Source organism: Peteryoungia ipomoeae (assembly GCF_004912165.1).
Taxonomy (GTDB): Bacteria; Pseudomonadota; Alphaproteobacteria; order Rhizobiales; family Rhizobiaceae; genus Allorhizobium; species Allorhizobium ipomoeae.
Genome location: NZ_STGV01000003.1, coordinates 197370 through 211883, shown reverse-complemented (window position 1 = coordinate 211883; position 14514 = coordinate 197370). Strand labels below are relative to the sequence as shown.

Annotated in this window: 17 protein-coding genes; 11 read left to right on the top strand and 6 right to left on the bottom strand. The window is 62.8% G+C overall.

The window, feature by feature from the left end; all coding sequences use genetic code 11:
• Window positions 1-5 precede the first annotated feature (5 nt).
• Window positions 6-383 carry a helix-turn-helix domain-containing protein gene (locus FAA97_RS10785; protein WP_136598534.1) on the top strand — a complete coding sequence of 126 codons (378 nt, stop codon included), beginning with the start codon at window positions 6-8 and terminating at the stop codon, window positions 381-383.
• Window positions 383-808 (top strand): Ivy family c-type lysozyme inhibitor, encoded by a 426-nt coding sequence (locus tag FAA97_RS10780; protein ID WP_246041414.1) that lies wholly within the window; start codon window positions 383-385, stop codon window positions 806-808. The genes FAA97_RS10785 and FAA97_RS10780 overlap by 1 nt, the downstream gene beginning before the upstream one ends.
• Here FAA97_RS10780 and FAA97_RS10775 read toward each other — a convergent pair whose 3' ends face one another.
• Both FAA97_RS10775 and FAA97_RS10770 read right to left on the bottom strand, forming a co-directional pair.
• Window positions 809-1975: an MFS transporter gene (locus FAA97_RS10775; protein WP_136598533.1), complete on the bottom strand. Its 1167-nt coding sequence runs from the start codon at window positions 1973-1975 to the stop codon at window positions 809-811.
• Window positions 1976-2167: 192 nt separating this feature from the next.
• Window positions 2168-3166, bottom strand: coding sequence for a VOC family protein (locus tag FAA97_RS10770; RefSeq protein WP_136598532.1), 999 nt, complete (start codon window positions 3164-3166; stop codon window positions 2168-2170).
• Between the two features lie 226 nt (window positions 3167-3392).
• Here FAA97_RS10770 and ppdK point away from each other — a divergent pair, with 226 nt between their 5' ends.
• From ppdK to FAA97_RS10745, 5 genes are all read left to right on the top strand, one after another.
• On the top strand, window positions 3393-6059 hold the full coding sequence (gene ppdK / locus FAA97_RS10765; protein WP_136598531.1) for a pyruvate, phosphate dikinase: 2667 nt from the start codon (window positions 3393-3395) through the stop codon (window positions 6057-6059).
• A gap of 40 nt (window positions 6060-6099) precedes the next feature.
• Window positions 6100-6405, top strand: a complete 306-nt coding sequence (locus tag FAA97_RS10760; RefSeq protein ID WP_136598530.1) for a type II toxin-antitoxin system RelE/ParE family toxin — start codon at window positions 6100-6102, stop codon at window positions 6403-6405.
• Window positions 6398-6685 carry an addiction module antidote protein gene (locus FAA97_RS10755; protein ID WP_136598529.1) on the top strand — a complete coding sequence of 96 codons (288 nt, stop codon included), beginning with the start codon at window positions 6398-6400 and terminating at the stop codon, window positions 6683-6685. Before FAA97_RS10760 ends, FAA97_RS10755 begins: the two co-directional genes overlap by 8 nt.
• A 107-nt stretch (window positions 6686-6792) precedes the next feature.
• Window positions 6793-7260 (top strand): carboxymuconolactone decarboxylase family protein, encoded by a 468-nt coding sequence (locus FAA97_RS10750; protein ID WP_136598528.1) that lies wholly within the window; start codon window positions 6793-6795, stop codon window positions 7258-7260.
• Window positions 7260-8120, top strand: a complete 861-nt coding sequence (locus FAA97_RS10745) for a sigma-70 family RNA polymerase sigma factor (RefSeq protein ID WP_136598527.1) — start codon at window positions 7260-7262, stop codon at window positions 8118-8120. Before FAA97_RS10750 ends, FAA97_RS10745 begins: the two co-directional genes overlap by 1 nt.
• Before the next feature lie 43 nt (window positions 8121-8163).
• Here FAA97_RS10745 and FAA97_RS10740 read toward each other — a convergent pair whose 3' ends face one another.
• Window positions 8164-8919: an SDR family oxidoreductase gene (locus FAA97_RS10740; RefSeq protein ID WP_136598526.1), complete on the bottom strand. Its 756-nt coding sequence runs from the start codon at window positions 8917-8919 to the stop codon at window positions 8164-8166.
• Window positions 8920-9018: 99 nt separating this feature from the next.
• On the opposite strand from FAA97_RS10740, the gene FAA97_RS10735 reads away from it, so the two are divergent.
• From FAA97_RS10735 to FAA97_RS10725, 3 genes are all read left to right on the top strand, one after another.
• Window positions 9019-9924, top strand: coding sequence for an AraC family transcriptional regulator (locus FAA97_RS10735; protein ID WP_136598525.1), 906 nt, complete (start codon window positions 9019-9021; stop codon window positions 9922-9924).
• 111 nt (window positions 9925-10035) lie between these two features.
• Window positions 10036-10332, top strand: a complete 297-nt coding sequence (locus FAA97_RS10730) for a cupin domain-containing protein (protein WP_136598524.1) — start codon at window positions 10036-10038, stop codon at window positions 10330-10332.
• Window positions 10329-11252 (top strand): MBL fold metallo-hydrolase, encoded by a 924-nt coding sequence (locus FAA97_RS10725; RefSeq protein WP_136598523.1) that lies wholly within the window; start codon window positions 10329-10331, stop codon window positions 11250-11252. Before FAA97_RS10730 ends, FAA97_RS10725 begins: the two co-directional genes overlap by 4 nt.
• A 9-nt stretch (window positions 11253-11261) precedes the next feature.
• Here the strand turns inward: FAA97_RS10725 and FAA97_RS10720 are convergent, their stop codons facing one another.
• Both FAA97_RS10720 and FAA97_RS10715 read right to left on the bottom strand, forming a co-directional pair.
• Window positions 11262-12200 (bottom strand): DUF1499 domain-containing protein, encoded by a 939-nt coding sequence (locus FAA97_RS10720; protein ID WP_136598522.1) that lies wholly within the window; start codon window positions 12198-12200, stop codon window positions 11262-11264.
• A gap of 85 nt (window positions 12201-12285) precedes the next feature.
• Complete coding sequence (locus tag FAA97_RS10715; RefSeq protein WP_136598521.1) at window positions 12286-13311, bottom strand: hypothetical protein; 1026 nt, start codon at window positions 13309-13311, stop codon at window positions 12286-12288.
• Between the two features lie 203 nt (window positions 13312-13514).
• Between FAA97_RS10715 and FAA97_RS10710 the strand changes: the two genes are divergently transcribed.
• Window positions 13515-13733, top strand: coding sequence for a hypothetical protein (locus FAA97_RS10710; RefSeq protein WP_136598520.1), 219 nt, complete (start codon window positions 13515-13517; stop codon window positions 13731-13733).
• Between the two features lie 109 nt (window positions 13734-13842).
• On the opposite strand, the gene FAA97_RS10705 is transcribed toward FAA97_RS10710, so the two are convergent.
• Window positions 13843-14403, bottom strand: coding sequence for a type 1 glutamine amidotransferase domain-containing protein (locus FAA97_RS10705; protein WP_136598519.1), 561 nt, complete (start codon window positions 14401-14403; stop codon window positions 13843-13845).
• Window positions 14404-14514 lie beyond the last annotated feature (111 nt).

Genomic DNA, 14514 nt, shown 5'->3' with positions numbered 1-14514 from the left:
GTTTGATGGATATCGCCACCATAAGAACTTTGGCCAATGACGCTGAGTATCGCACGGCTCTCGCGGCGATTCGCCCTTATTTTGAATCCGAACCGGAAGAGGGGACGCCTGAGGCCGCACATTTTGATGCCCTTGCTTTGCTGATCGAGGAGTATGAGGATCGGAACTATCCGATGCCGAAAGCCGCGCCGGTCGATGTCATCAAAGCTGTGATGGTGGCCAAGCATTTGACCAGGGATGATCTGATTGAAGTGCTTGGGTCGAAGTCTCGGGCGTCAGATCTTTTGAATGGGCGCAGAGAAATCAATCTCGACCAGATCAAGAAGATCAGTCGGGCATGGAATATTCCTGTCGCGGCCTTGATTGGAGATCTGGCTGCATAATGGCAGTGCATAAGGCTCTTCTGATTGCATCTGTACTTGCCTGGTTGATAACACCAGCCTTCGCCCAGACCTCGCCACCTGCGCTGTCCGGCAACTACCTGCCGCAAGTTTTGGCCAGTTCCGAAGCGCATCGCGAGAGCCTGGAGCGTCTGATTGCGGGCAAGCCCGGACTTCCCTACTGGATCCGTTCCCTCACGCGACAGTCGCGTTACGTCGCGCTTGCTTCGGAAGAGGTCACCGTCAGGGCCAAGCCCATGCAGCTTTTCCGTGCCTGCGAGGCCGGCAGATGCGAGGCAAGCTGGCTGCGCATCCTCTATAGCGCCGACGGCAAGCGCGGCCTGCTCTACATCTTTGACGACAAGCTCGGCATCAAGATCTTCGGCGATCCACTACCGGAAGAGCTGTCGTTCCTGACGCGGGGCTGATCACGCCACAACTGTCTCCCTCCGTGCCGGACCGGCCGGCAGGGCGGCACTGGCGAAGATCGAGCCGAGGATCAGCGGCAGGCAGAGGAAGTAGGCATTGCGGATGCCGAAGCTCTCCGCAACGAAGCCGAGCAGCGGCGGTCCGAGGAAGAAGACGACAAAAGCCATCTGCGCGATCGCCGCGACATTGATCACCGCCGGCCGGTCCGTGCGCTGGGCCGCCGCCGAGACCGCCATCGGATAGACCGCGCTGCAGCCACCGCCCATCAGCGCAAAGCCGAGAAGGGCCGCATAGGGATGCGGCGCGAGCCAGACCAGCGCAATGCCGATGGCCGCGATCGCAAGCAGCACGCGGCCCACGAGCCGTGCCCCGTGGCGGTCCATCACCGGGTCGATGGTGAGCCGCGCCAGCGCCATGAAGAAGGCAAACAGCGTCAGGCCCGAGCCGGAGATGAACGGCGAGACGTCGAAGACCTCGTCCATGTAGATCGTCGACCAGTCGATGCCCGCACCCTCGATCAGGAAGGCCGAGGTGCCGATGATGCAGAGCGGCAGAAGCGCCAGCGTCGGCAAGGCGAAATGCGGGGCATCGTCGGTGGTCGCGGCACCAGTCACATGCGGAGCATTCTTCATGCCGGCAATGATCACAGCGCCGATCACGAACATGGTGCCGAGCAGCAGATGCATGTGCATCTGCATGCCGATGCCGGCCTGGCGTACCAGTGAGGCGGTGACAGCGGTGACGAAGAAGCCGAGGCTCCAGCAGCCATGCGCGCGGTTCATGATGCCGAAACCGATCTGCGCCTCAAGTCGGCCGATCTCGACATTGAGGCAAATTTCGAGTGCGCCCGCGAGCAGCCCCATGCAAAACAGCACACAGAACACCAGCGACGCGCTTTGCAGAAGCGGAATGGTCGAGAGCAGGGCCATGACGCCGAGCAGCGAAATGGCAAGCGTTGCCCGCGTGCCGAGCTTGACGATCAGCGGCGAGGAAAAGGTCAGCGAAATCAGCGAACCGATCGCCATGCCGATCAGCGTCAGGCCCAGTTCCGCCTTGTTGACGGAAAGCTGCGCCTGCAGGTCCGGCAGGCGCGAAAACAGCGATCCCGTCGACATGGCAAACAGGAAGAAGGCGATATAGACGCGAAACTGCGGCGGAAGGGACATCGGCACACCGGGGGAGCGTATTGCGGGTCGTTCTCACCTGTCAGGAGTGGCCGCACATGTCCAGCCACAACCTGCCATGAGCGGTACGCCTGAGGCGTTCGATCACGGAAGGGCATCCGCATGAACGACGTTGCCCAATGACCGGGCAAGGCTGCCGCAGACCTTCGCCTCAGATGCCCGCAGAAACGCGGGTCAGGTCTTGACGAGCCGAACCCGCGTGCCCCACGGGTCTTTCGCCTCGAAGCCGCTCTCGATGGGAGAGATGGAATAGCCGCGCGTTTCGAGATCTGCGCGGCGGGATGCGATCAACGCATCCTCCTTGGTCTTCAGCGAGAACCAGTCGAGGCCCGTCATCCCCTCCTGCCGCTGGCCGGCATCGCGGCTTTCCCAGATATTGGCGCCGACATGGTGGTGATAGCGGCCCGACGAAAGAAAGGTCGCCCCGCGCGCATCATCGCCGCGCACCACATCCAGCCCGAGACCGGCCGCATAGAAGTCGCGGGCCTTGTCGAGCGTGCCGACCCGCAGATGAATATGGCCGATGCAGAGCGCATCCGGCACTGCCGTGTAGAGGCTGCGATCCGTGGGCGTCTCGGTCTTGGCCAGAATATCCTCGATATCGAGTTCCTTGGTGCCCATCGAGACCTGGCCGCCGGCCCAGAGCCAGCTGGCTTCGGGACGGTCGCAATAGACCTCGACGCCATTGCCCTCCGGATCCGAGAGATAGACGGCTTCCGAAACCGAGTGGTCGGCAAAGCCGGTGAGGGGAACCTTGGCGATGGCGATATGCACCAGCCATTTTGCGAGGTCCGCCCGCGTCGGCATCAGGAAGGCTGTGTGGTAAAGTCCCGCCTGGCCGGGCTCCTCCGGCTTCGCATCCGGTCGCGACAGGAGCGTCAACAATGGCGTGCCGCCCGCGCCAAGCGTCACCCGGTCAGCGGTCTCGGTGATCACGGAAAGCTTCAGCATCGCCATGTAGTAGCGCTTGAGAAGCCCGATATCCCTGGCCCGAAGCGCCACCTCGCCAACATGCACCGGTCGGGCAAGAGCTGTCGGCAGAACCTCCGACGGCGTGGTCAGAACGGTCTGGATCTCAATGCCTTCGGCCTCTGCGGCCCGCGCCATGGCAGCGCCCATGGTTGCCAAGCTGGTCAGCTTCAGCAGTTTGCGTCTTGTCCACCCGATCGTCATCTTCGTTTCCGTTGTCAGATTGGTCTCAGTCAATTCGCCATACACGCCGCGCTGCGCCTTGTGTGTCACGTCTTGAAGGCGGAGTTTCACATCGGCGTAACACTCTATACCGGCGAGTGCCTCAAATATGATGCATTGCAGCATAAACTTGACAAGGCAGCGTTTTCAGTTTCAGGTCTCTGCTGTAAATGATGGAAAATAAAGCCTGATTGGGTGGAGAAGGGCAATGCGGAAGTGGGTTTACACCTTCGGCGGAGGAGCGGCCGAGGGGAGTAGGACCGAAATCGACCAACTGGGAGGCAAAGGCGCCAATCTCGCGGAGATGGCAAGCCTGGGTTTGCCTGTGCCGCCGGGTCTCACAATCATCTCCGATGCCTGCAATCTCTACTATAAAAACAACCGCACCCTTTGCGAGGATCTGAAAGCGCAGGTCCTTTCTGCCATATCAGGTGTGGAAGCCGAAACCGGCCGCCGGTTCGGCGATACGGATCATCCGCTTCTCCTCTCCGTCCGTTCCGGCGCGCGCACCTCCATGCCTGGCATGATGGACACGGTCCTCAATCTCGGCCTCAATGACGAGACGGTGGTGGCGCTCGGGCATGATGCTGGCGATGCCCGTTTTGCCTGGGATAGCTATCGCCGCTTCATCCAGATGTATGGCGATGTCGTCATGGGCCTCGATCACGAGATTTTCGAGGGGCTGCTTGAAGACGAGAAGGCGAGGCTAGGCCACGATCTGGACACCGAACTCTCCGCCGTCGAATGGCAACATGTGGTCGCCCTCTACAAGGACTTGCTGGAGCAGGAACTGGGCGAACCCTTTCCGCAGGATCCGCATGTCCAGCTCTGGGGCGCCATCGGCGGCGTCTTTTCCAGCTGGATGAACCCGCGCGCCAAGACCTATCGCATGCTGCACGATATCCCCGAGCACTGGGGTACATCGGTCACCGTACAGGCCATGGTCTTCGGCAATCTCGGCTCGACCTCGGCCACGGGCGTTGCCTTTACCCGCAATCCTTCAACGGGCGCCAGCGAGCTTTATGGCGAATTCCTCGTCAATGCGCAGGGCGAGGATGTGGTTGCCGGCATCCGCACACCGCAATCGATCACGGAGGCCGCGCGCATCGACAGTGGCTCCGACCGGCCCTCGCTCGAAAAGCTGATGCCGGAGGCATTCGCCGATTTCCGCCGGATCTGCACAAAGCTCGAAGCCCATTACCGCGACATGCAGGATCTGGAATTCACCATCGAGCGCGGCAAGCTCTGGATGCTGCAGGCCCGTGCCGGCAAGCGCACCACCAAGGCGGCCATGAAGATCGCCGTCGACATGGTGGCCGAGGGACTGATCTCGGAAGAGGAGGCAGTGATGCGCATCGAGCCGTCCTCGCTTGATCAGCTGCTGCACCCGACCATCGATCCGCGCGTGACCCGCCATGTCATCGGCTCGGGCCTGCCGGCCTCGCCGGGGGCGGCGACCGGCGCCATCGTCTTTACCGCGGAAGAGGCGGTCGATGCGGAGGCCGAGGGCCGCAAGGTCATCCTTGTGCGCGTCGAAACGAGCCCTGAAGACATTCACGGCATGCATGCCGCAGAAGGCATCCTGACGACTCGTGGCGGCATGACCAGCCATGCGGCGGTCGTTGCCCGCGGCATGGGCATCCCTTGCGTGTCCGGTGCCGGCACCATGCGCGTTGATCTGCGCAACGAAAAGCTCATCGGCATGGGCGTGACGCTGACCAAGGGCGATATCGTCACCATCGACGGCTCCTCCGGCCAGGTGCTCAAGGGCGAGGTGCCCATGCTGCAGCCCGAACTGTCGGGCGATTTCGCGCAGCTCATGCAGTGGGCGGATGCGACCCGCCGCATGACGGTGCGCACCAATGCCGACACACCCGGCGATGCGCGCGCCGCGCGCTCCTTCGGGGCGGAAGGCATCGGCCTTTGCCGCACTGAGCACATGTTCTTCGAGGGCGACCGTATTCACGTCATGCGCGAGATGATCCTCGCCGAAGACGAAGCCGGCCGCCGCAAGGCGCTCGACAAGCTCTTGCCCATGCAGCGCTCCGATTTCACCGAGCTTTTCACCATCATGCACGGGCTTCCCGTGACGATCCGCATGCTCGACCCGCCGCTGCACGAATTCCTGCCGAAGAGCGACGACGAGATCGAGGAAGTGGCCAATGCCATGGGCCTGGAGCCCGGCTTCATGCGCCGCCGCATCGATGCGCTGCACGAATTCAATCCCATGCTCGGCCATCGTGGCTGCAGGCTTGCCATCTCCTATCCGGAGATCGCCGAAATGCAGGCCCGCGCCATTTTCGAGGCCGCCGTCACCGCCGCCCGCGAGACGGGGGCCGCCGTCGTGCCTGAAATCATGGTGCCGCTGGTCGGCCTGCGCTCCGAGCTTGATTACGTCAAGGGTGTCATCGACCGTGTCGCGACCGAAGTCATGGCCGAGGGCGGCCTGGAAATCTGCTATCTCGTGGGAACGATGATCGAGCTTCCCCGCGCCGCGATCCGCGCCCATATCATCGCCGAAGCCGCCGAATTCTTCTCCTTCGGCACCAACGACCTGACCCAGACCACATTTGGCATGTCCCGCGACGACGCCGCGCGCTTCATCCCGACCTACCAGAAGAAGGGCATCATCGTGCAGGATCCCTTCGTCTCGCTCGATTTCGACGGCGTCGGCGAACTCATCCGCATCGCTGCCGAACGCGGCCGCAAGACGAGGCCTGACATGAAGCTCGGCATCTGCGGCGAACACGGCGGCGACCCGACCTCGATCCATTTCTGCGAGGATGTCGGGCTGGATTACGTCTCGTGCTCGCCGTTCCGCGTGCCGATCGCGCGGCTGTCGGCGGCCCAGGCGGCGATCAAGGCTAGGGGATAACAACACAAGACTTGTATTTTTGTAGTTTTCGGACGACAATATGTTCGAGTTGAAGCAAACCGAGACTTTTCGAAAGTGGCGCCTCGGTCTGAAGGACCGGCGCGCCGTTGGCTTGATTGCTGCGCGTCTTGACCGCCTCGGTTTCGGCCATGTCGGTGATGCAGCATCGGTCGGTGAGGGCGTGCAGGAGCTTCGCCTGCATCACGGCCCCGGCTACCGGATCTATTTTACGAAACGCGGCGACACGATCATTCTTCTCCTCTGCGGCGGAGACAAGGGCAGCCAGGCCCGCGATATCGAGACCGCAAAACGCCTGGCACGGATCTGGAGAGACACCGATGACTGAAATCCTGACCGACTACGATCCGGCGGAAGACCTTGATACTCTCGAAGCGATTTCGGTCTTCGTCAACGAGGCGCTCAAGACCGACGATGCCGCCTATATCGCCCATGCACTCGGCGTCGTCGCTCGCGCAAAAGGCATGGCCGGCATTGCCCGAGAAGCAGGGCTGTCGAGAGAGCAGCTGTACCGGACGCTATCCAGCGAGGGCAATCCGACATTGAAAACGACGCTGGCTGTGATGAAGGCGTTGGGAATTTCGCTGACGGCGGATGTGCTGAGCTGAGCGATTGCGAAGATTTCGCCGACCAACCCTGAAAAATTCCCGTCCCATGTCACATTGACCATTCCCCGCTCGTCATGATGTCATACCCAACAGAAGGAACTGACATCATGACTGCAAGACTTGATCCCTTTGCCGCAGCACCCGCCCTGATGAAGAAGTGGATGGCGGTGTCTGTCGATGTGGCCGCAAGCCTCGAGCCGAGCCTGATCGAACTCGTCAAAATCCGCTCTTCCCAAATCAATGCCTGCGCCAATTGCCTGAACATGCACACCGCGGAAGCCCGCGCCAAGGGCGAGACGGAGCAACGCATCCATCTCCTGGCCGCCTGGCGTGAGGCGCCATGCTATACGGACCGCGAGCGCGCCGCACTCGGCTGGACGGAAGCGCTGACCAGGCTATCCGAAGGGCATGGGCATCTCGCCGCCCGGCAGGCGCTTGAGGCGGCATTTACCGAGGAGGAGCAGGTGAAGCTGACCCTGATGATCAATGTCATCAACGGCTGGAACAGGCTTGCCGTCGGTTTCGGCCTCTGGGTCGAGACCCCTGCGAACCGGGCAGAAGGGGTGGCTGCCTGATGCACACCTCCGAGCACACAGATGCGGCAGCGAGTTTCGATCCCCTGAGGCAGAAGCTGATGCGGCTCGCCTATCGCATGCTGGGCTCGGTCACGGATGCCGAAGACATGCTGCAGGAGGCCTTCATCCGCTGGATGAGGGCCGACCGCCGCGAGATCCGCGAGCCGGAAGCCTTCCTGCCCCGTGTGGTCACACGGCTTTGCCTCGATCAGCTGAAATCCGCCCGCGTAAAGCGCGAGACCTATATCGGACCCTGGCTGCCGGAGCCGGTGGTCGAGGAGGAGGGGGAGGTCGAGGATGTCACCCTGCCGCTGATGTTGGCGCTGGAGCGGCTCTCCCCACTCGAACGGGCGGCACTTCTGTTGCACGATGTCTTTGGTCTGCCTTACGAAGAGATCGCCGAGACACTTGAGCGTGACGTTGCCGCCTGCCGGCAGCTGGCCGCGCGGGCACGCCGCAATGTGCGTGAGGAACGCGTCCGCTATACGGTGGACCGCAAGCAGGGCCTGGCGATGGCGGAAGCCTTTTTCCACGCCTCGCGCAGCGGTGACATGGGTGCACTCTCCGCCATGCTCGCCGCTGATGTCGGGCTGCATTCCGATGGCGGCGGAAAGCGCCCGGCGGCCATCGCCCCGATCCTTGGCCATGAGGCGGTGATGAAGGTGCATGCCTATCTCTCGGAGAAGATCTGGCCGCAAGGCTCCGAACTTCTGCGCGTCGGCCTCGTCAACGGCCTGCCGGGCTTCATCACCCGCGAACTGGACGGCGAATTGCAGACCACCGCGCTTGCGATAGAGAATGGTGCCATCGCGGCAATCTATGTGATGCGCAATCCCGACAAGCTGCGCCATCTCCACTGAGGGCGGGAAGGGCGACCCTTCGCCCCTCCCGTCGGGCCATCGCTCATCCCGCCAGCGCCAGCGCCACCGCATCCGCGCCGGCCGGGATGCGCAAGGGCGAAGCCGGATCGGTGGCCGCCTGCCATACGGCTTCTGCAACATCGATCGCCTGCGTCACCTCGGCCTCGCTTTCGTTCGCCCAGGCGTCCATCACGGCTTTCACCACTGGCAGATAGGGTTCCGGAAAGCCGCCTTGCTCCTGCATGCGCGCCCGCGCCGTATCCCCGAAAGAGGTTGTCGGTGCGCGACCGGGCAGGACGATGCGAACCCTGATGTCGAAGGGTGCAAGCTCCAGCGCGGAAACCTCCGTCAGCGCATTGAGCGCCGCCTTGCTCGCAGTATAGGCCGAAAGCAGTGGCAGCGGCTTCAACGTCACGCTCGAGGAAACGTTGATGATCACGCCGGAGCGTCGCTCGCGCATCTGCGGCAGCACGGCCTGCATAAGGGCCATGGGACCATAGGTGTTGGTCTCGAACAGCGCGCGCGCCGTCTCGCTGCTCGTCCCTTCCACCGCATTCATCCAGCCGATGCCGGCATTGTTGACGAGCACGTCGATCGATCCCGCCTGCTTTACCGCCGCCTCGATGGCCAGGGGATCGGTGACGTCGAGTGCCACCACCTCAAGTCTGTCAGAGGCCGGAAGCACGTCGCTTCGTGGGGTCCGCATGCCGGCGATCACCCGCCAGCCACGGTCGAGGAAAAGGTTTGCCGTTGCAAGGCCAAAGCCGGCCGAGGCGCCGGTAATCAGGATGCTGTTCATTGTCTGGATCTCCTTATCCGTTGAACTGATCACAGGCTATCCGGAGCGGGTGAAATCATCTATCATGCGGAGTGTTGAATTCTTTATCAGGAGTGTCGTTTGACCGATCCCTTGGCCGAAATCGTCTCGCTCCTGCGTCCGCGCGCCGGGCACGGCAAGATCGCCCGCGGCTTTGGCGCGTGGCAGGTCTCGCGCGAACTCACTGGCGAGCCCTTTTACTGCGTCGTGCTGGATGGCTCCGCCCGCCTGAGCGTCGGCAGTCTGCCGCCGATCGAGATCGAGGCGGGAGATTTCGTGCTGGTGCCAGCGCTGTTCGATTTCCAGGTGGACGGTCTGCCGGAGAAGGGTGGCCTCGCCGCAGACTGCCCCGTCCTGCCGGGCGAGGTCTGCCATGGCGATCTTAAGGCGCCAGCCAATGCCCGTCTGCTCGCAGGGCATTTCTATTTCGGCTCGCCTGATGCCCGCCTGCTGGTCTCACTGCTGCCGAGTCTGTTGCATGTGCGCGGTGCAGAGCGGCTTTCGACCCTTGTCAGCCTTCTGACCGATGAGATTCGGACGGCGCGTCCGGCACGCGACATGGTTCTCGCCCGTCTGCTCGATGTCATTCTGCTCGAAGCGCTGAGGGTCGTGCCCAGCGAAAATGCCCCGACCGGCATTCTGCGGGGCCTTGCCGACGACCGCCTGGCGGCGAGCCTGCGCCGCCTGCACGCCGATCCCGCCCGCGACTGGACGATCGAAAGCCTCGCGCAGGAAGCGGCTCTATCCCGCTCCGCCTTCTTCAAGCGCTTCCGCGCCGCCGTCGGCCTGCCGCCGATGGAATATCTTCTTGCCTGGCGCATGGCGCTCGCCAAGGATCACCTTCGCAACCAGATGCTCGGCATGCAGGAGATTGCCGAGCGCATCGGCTATGGATCGGCCAGCGCCTTTTCCACGGCCTTCACGCGCTTCGTCGGCGTGCCGCCCTCGCGTTTTCTCGCCGGCCAAGAGCCGGCGCTTGCCTCCTGATCTTGGAATTTCCGCTGTTGTCGTGCGGCGGCACCAAAGTTACGGTCAGCGGCATGGTGGCAAGCAACCCATCTGTGTGCCGTATTCCGTGTCAACTCCCGGAGATCCCTGATGCCTGGCTATTCCGCCCGTCCGCCCGCCATCCCGACCGTCATCCTCGAGGATGCCGTGACCCGCATCACGCGCTGGGATTTCGAGCCGGGTGCTGCGACCGGGCATCATGTCCATGGCCTGGGTTATGTCGTCGTGCCGCTCACCGATTGCCATTTTCTCATCGAGGATGCGGATGGCGAGCGCCGGGTAACGTCGGAGGCCGGCGAAGCCTATCGCCGCGATGCCGGCGTGGCGCATAATGTCGTCAATGGCGGCGCAGAACCGATGAGCTTCATCGAGATCGAATACAAATGAGCGGCGAAGACCAGGCCACCCCGCTTTTCGTCACCGCCTTTGATCCGCAACATGGCATCGCGGTGCCGGTGGCCGACCGGGTGCAGCGGCTCACTGCGCCAAATTCCGGTCCCTTCACCTTTCACGGCACCAACACATACATCGTCGGAGACAGGTCCGTCTGCGTCATCGATCCAGGCCCTGAGGACGAGGCGCATTTTGCCGCGCTGTTGGCAGCCCTCGAGGGGCGGGAGGTGACCCATATCGCCGTCAGCCACACCCATCGCGACCATTCGCCCCTTGCCCGGCATCTGAAGGAAAAGACCGGCGCGATCATCGTTGCCGAAGGTCCGCATCGCCCCGCGAGACCGCTCTTTGAAGGCGAGTCGAACCCTTTTGCCGAAAGCGCCGACATGGCCTTCACCCCCGATATCGCTCTTGCCGATGGTGAGACGGTTGCAGGCGAGGGCTGGCGGCTGACCGCGGTCCATACCCCCGGCCATACGGCAAACCATGCAGCCTTTGCCCTTGATGGCACCGGCATCCTCTTTTCCGCCGATCACGTGATGGCCTGGGCCACCTCCATCGTCGCGCCGCCGGATGGCGCCATGGGAGACTACATGGCTTCGCTGGAGCGTCTGCTCACCCGCGACGACCGCCTTTATCTGCCGGGTCATGGCGGGCCGGTCAGCCAGCCGCAGGCCTTTGTCCGGGCGCTGCGGACCCATCGCCTGATGCGTGAGCGCGCCGTTCTGGAGCAGATCCGCAAGGGGGTCGATCGGATCCCCGATATGGTCAGGGTTATCTATGCCTCCACCGATCCGCGTCTGCATGGCGCAGCCGCCCTTTCGGTGCTCGCGCATATCGAGGATCTCGTGGAAAAGGGCCTGGTCATGTCAGATGGGCCGCCACGCCTGACCGGCCCCTATCGGCCAGCCTGAAAAACGCGCTCAGTTGCCGGCAATGCCGAGCAGCGCCGCATCCAGCGCGTGCAGAAAGCCTTCCGCGATTTCATCGGAAAAGCCGAGATCATGCGATCCGTAGCGGGCAGCAACTCGGATATCGACAAGCGTCATTTCCGCCTCTTCACGCAGCCGCACCACGGCATCGAAGGGCAGGCCGAGCACCAGCGTGCGCGTTGTCATCTGCAGCCGCGCGGTGCCTTCCGGTTCGCCGTCAGCCATGGCGCGTCCGCGCTCGGCTGCAAGTTCTCCGGGGAGGGGGCGGGCACTCGGCAGCGGTCCCGTTTCCGGCAATGCATCCTCTGTCCCGCCGGGCCCCTGACCGGCGGCAGGCTCTTCGGCCGGGCGTAGCGTAAGGTCCGGCAGCACATAGGCTTCGCCGCGCGTTGCCGTCACCGTCAGCCGGTTTTCGTCAGCCACCTTCTGCACGGCCTCATAGACGCGGTCGATGGCACCCTCATAACGCCGCCCGTTCAAGCCCGGATAGGCTTTGAGCTGCAGTTCTGCCGAGCTGGCGCTCGGGGTGAGCCGCGGCAGAAAGCGCTGGTCGCTGGTCGGATCGGAAACCCATTTCGGCGGATCGGCAAGGTCCGTCGAGACTTCGGTCAGTTGCGGCATCTTCTGGTAAAGGTAGATCGCATAGCCGGGCAGCGCCAGCGGCACGGTTGCATAGATCAGGGCCCAGACAGCCGCCACGCCGCCAAGCGCGCCGATGGTCCACAGGCGCAGCAGGGCCACGGCGGCCAGCGGCACGGCCATCAGCGCCGGCACCGCGCAAATGCAGACCAGAAGCACGAATTCCGGCGTCTTGAGCGGCCCGAAGCGATGCAGAAGCAGCGCCACGACCAGCATGCCGAGCGACAGAAGCCCGAGGCGCCGGGCCAGAAAGGCCGAGCGCGAAACAGGGCGGTCGTATCGGATCATCATGCGGCATCACCTGAATTTGAAACGCGATCGCGGCGTTTGTAGCCGCTGTTGGTCACGACGTCGATATGCTCGGCCGCGCTTGCATTCAAGGAAACGCAGGCGGTGTGACGGATCGCGCAGCAGGGCTGCGATCGGCAGGCAGCTCGCCGGTTTCAGGGAGGGCGAGGGGATCGTCGCTTGCGGCATCCGGGGGCGGTGCTTCCCCAAACAGATCAGGCGCATCCGCCAGCCCTTCGCGAACGGCCGGATCGAGCGGCATCAACGTGCCCTCCTGATCCGTAATGCTGGGCGTTGGCGGCGGTGGCGCTTCGCCCGGCGGGGCATAAAGGGCAGCCGTCTCGATGATGCTGATGACCAGCAGCCAGGAGCCGATGATCCTGGCCGGAATGATGAGCCACACCCCGCGAAAGGGGCGCAGCATGAGGCCGGGCACCAGCAAAAACCACAGCGCACTCAAGACGGCGGATGTGGCAAACGCGCCGATCCCGATGCCGAAATCGTCAAGCCCGATAAAAAGGGCGAGCGACAAAGCAATCACCGCCGCCGAAACGGGCGCTGCAAACCGGCGACACCAGGCGGGAAGCCAAAGTACTGCGCCGGACGATAAAACGGCCGCCGGCGCAATCAGGTAGAGAACCTCGCCCAGCGGGCTTTTGAGGATCATCTGGAAGACGGCATCGAAGGCAAGCAGCATGGGCACGAGCACGCCAAGAAAGCCGGCAAGGATCAAACCGATATCCCGACGCATCTCCGCCATGCCAATGCAGACCGAAAGGCCAAGCAGGGCAAGTACCAGATCGTAGATCGATAGCGTGAACAGATAGCCCAGCTCGAAGAAGGCATACTCATGCTGCACGACAAGAGAGGCGACGACCGCCGCGATGCCGGCGAGAAAAACCGCAAAGGCGAGGCGAAATTCCAGTGTTTTCGCACCGGTGCGAAAGCGAAGAGCGGCCGCCTCCGCCCTTCCGGGCACACGCTCGGAGCCCGCCGCTGCAAAGGCGGTCTGCGTCTGCAACGCACGGTCTCCTGCCGAAGCTGCAGGTTTTGCCAGCGTGCCGGCAGGGGAGCGCTGCGCTGCCTTCCTCCGTGTCTGTTTCTGCTTCTTCATGCGTTTGCCCTGCGCCTTGGCCTTGTCATAAAGCCTATTCCATAGAGGATTTGATTTGTCACCGCTTGCAGGCGCAGTCTGTGACGACAGCCGACAACTAGCGTCATTCTCGTCATGCTGTCAGCCATCGCAAGGTCGAGCGAAAAGCCGCGACGCGCTTCGCCTTTGATGCAGTGAACCGCCGGGGCGGCGGGATCGATGGTGTGCATATGTATTCGACCGTGATGAGCGTCATCCGTTTGACGCTCATCACGGATACCTCTACCGGTCAGGGCGCGGCGCGTCGGGAGGGCAAGCTTGCTACCGCTCGCCGCTTTATGGCTGAAGGCCGCGAGGCCTCAGACGAGACCATGGCCCCGTTGCAAATCACCGTCCTCATGGTGAACGGATCTGACTCGGAGGCTGCCTGCTGCGTCGGCTGAGCCCCTGTTTCGATTTGCGGCAGAAGCCCAAGGATGCCGATAACGAAAAAACCCGGTGGTTGCCCGCCGGGTTTTTTCTTTGTCCATGGGAATGCGAGATACCTGGATATCAGGCGGCGCGCCGCTTATGGCGGCCTTCCTCGACCTCCTCGATGATCTTGGCGACGAAAGCGTCGAGGTCATCGGGATTGCGCGAGGTGACAATACCCTGATCTGTCACCACAGCCTCATCGCGCCAGTCGGCACCGGCATTGATGAGGTCGGTCTTGATCGAGGCAAAGGAGGTCGCCTTGCGGCCCTTCAAGGCGCCGGCCTCAACCAGGAGCCAGGGGCCATGGCAGATGGCGGCCACAGGCTTGCCGGAGTTGATAAAGGTCTTCACCAGATCGACAGCCTTCTGCTCCTTGCGCAGAAGATCCGGATTGATCTGGCCGCCGGGCAGGACCAGCGCGTCGAAATCATCGATGGAGACGTCTTCGACCGTCAGGTCAACGGGAACCGTGTCGCCCCAGTTCTTCTCGTCCCAGCTCTTGATCGGCGCCTTTTCCAACGATGCAATCGAAACGGTCGCCCCTTTTTCGGTGAGCTTGTCGAGCGGAACGCGCAGTTCCGAGCGCTCATAGCCATGGGTGGCAAGGATCAGAATGCGGGCAGATTGAATGGATGGCATGGGGAAGTCCTTCCTGTTTTGTCGTGGGATGCAGGACAAACCCGATGACAGCCCCGATCGTTCCATGGGAAATCTCGACTTCCCCGCACAAGAGGCATTGCCGACCGCCTT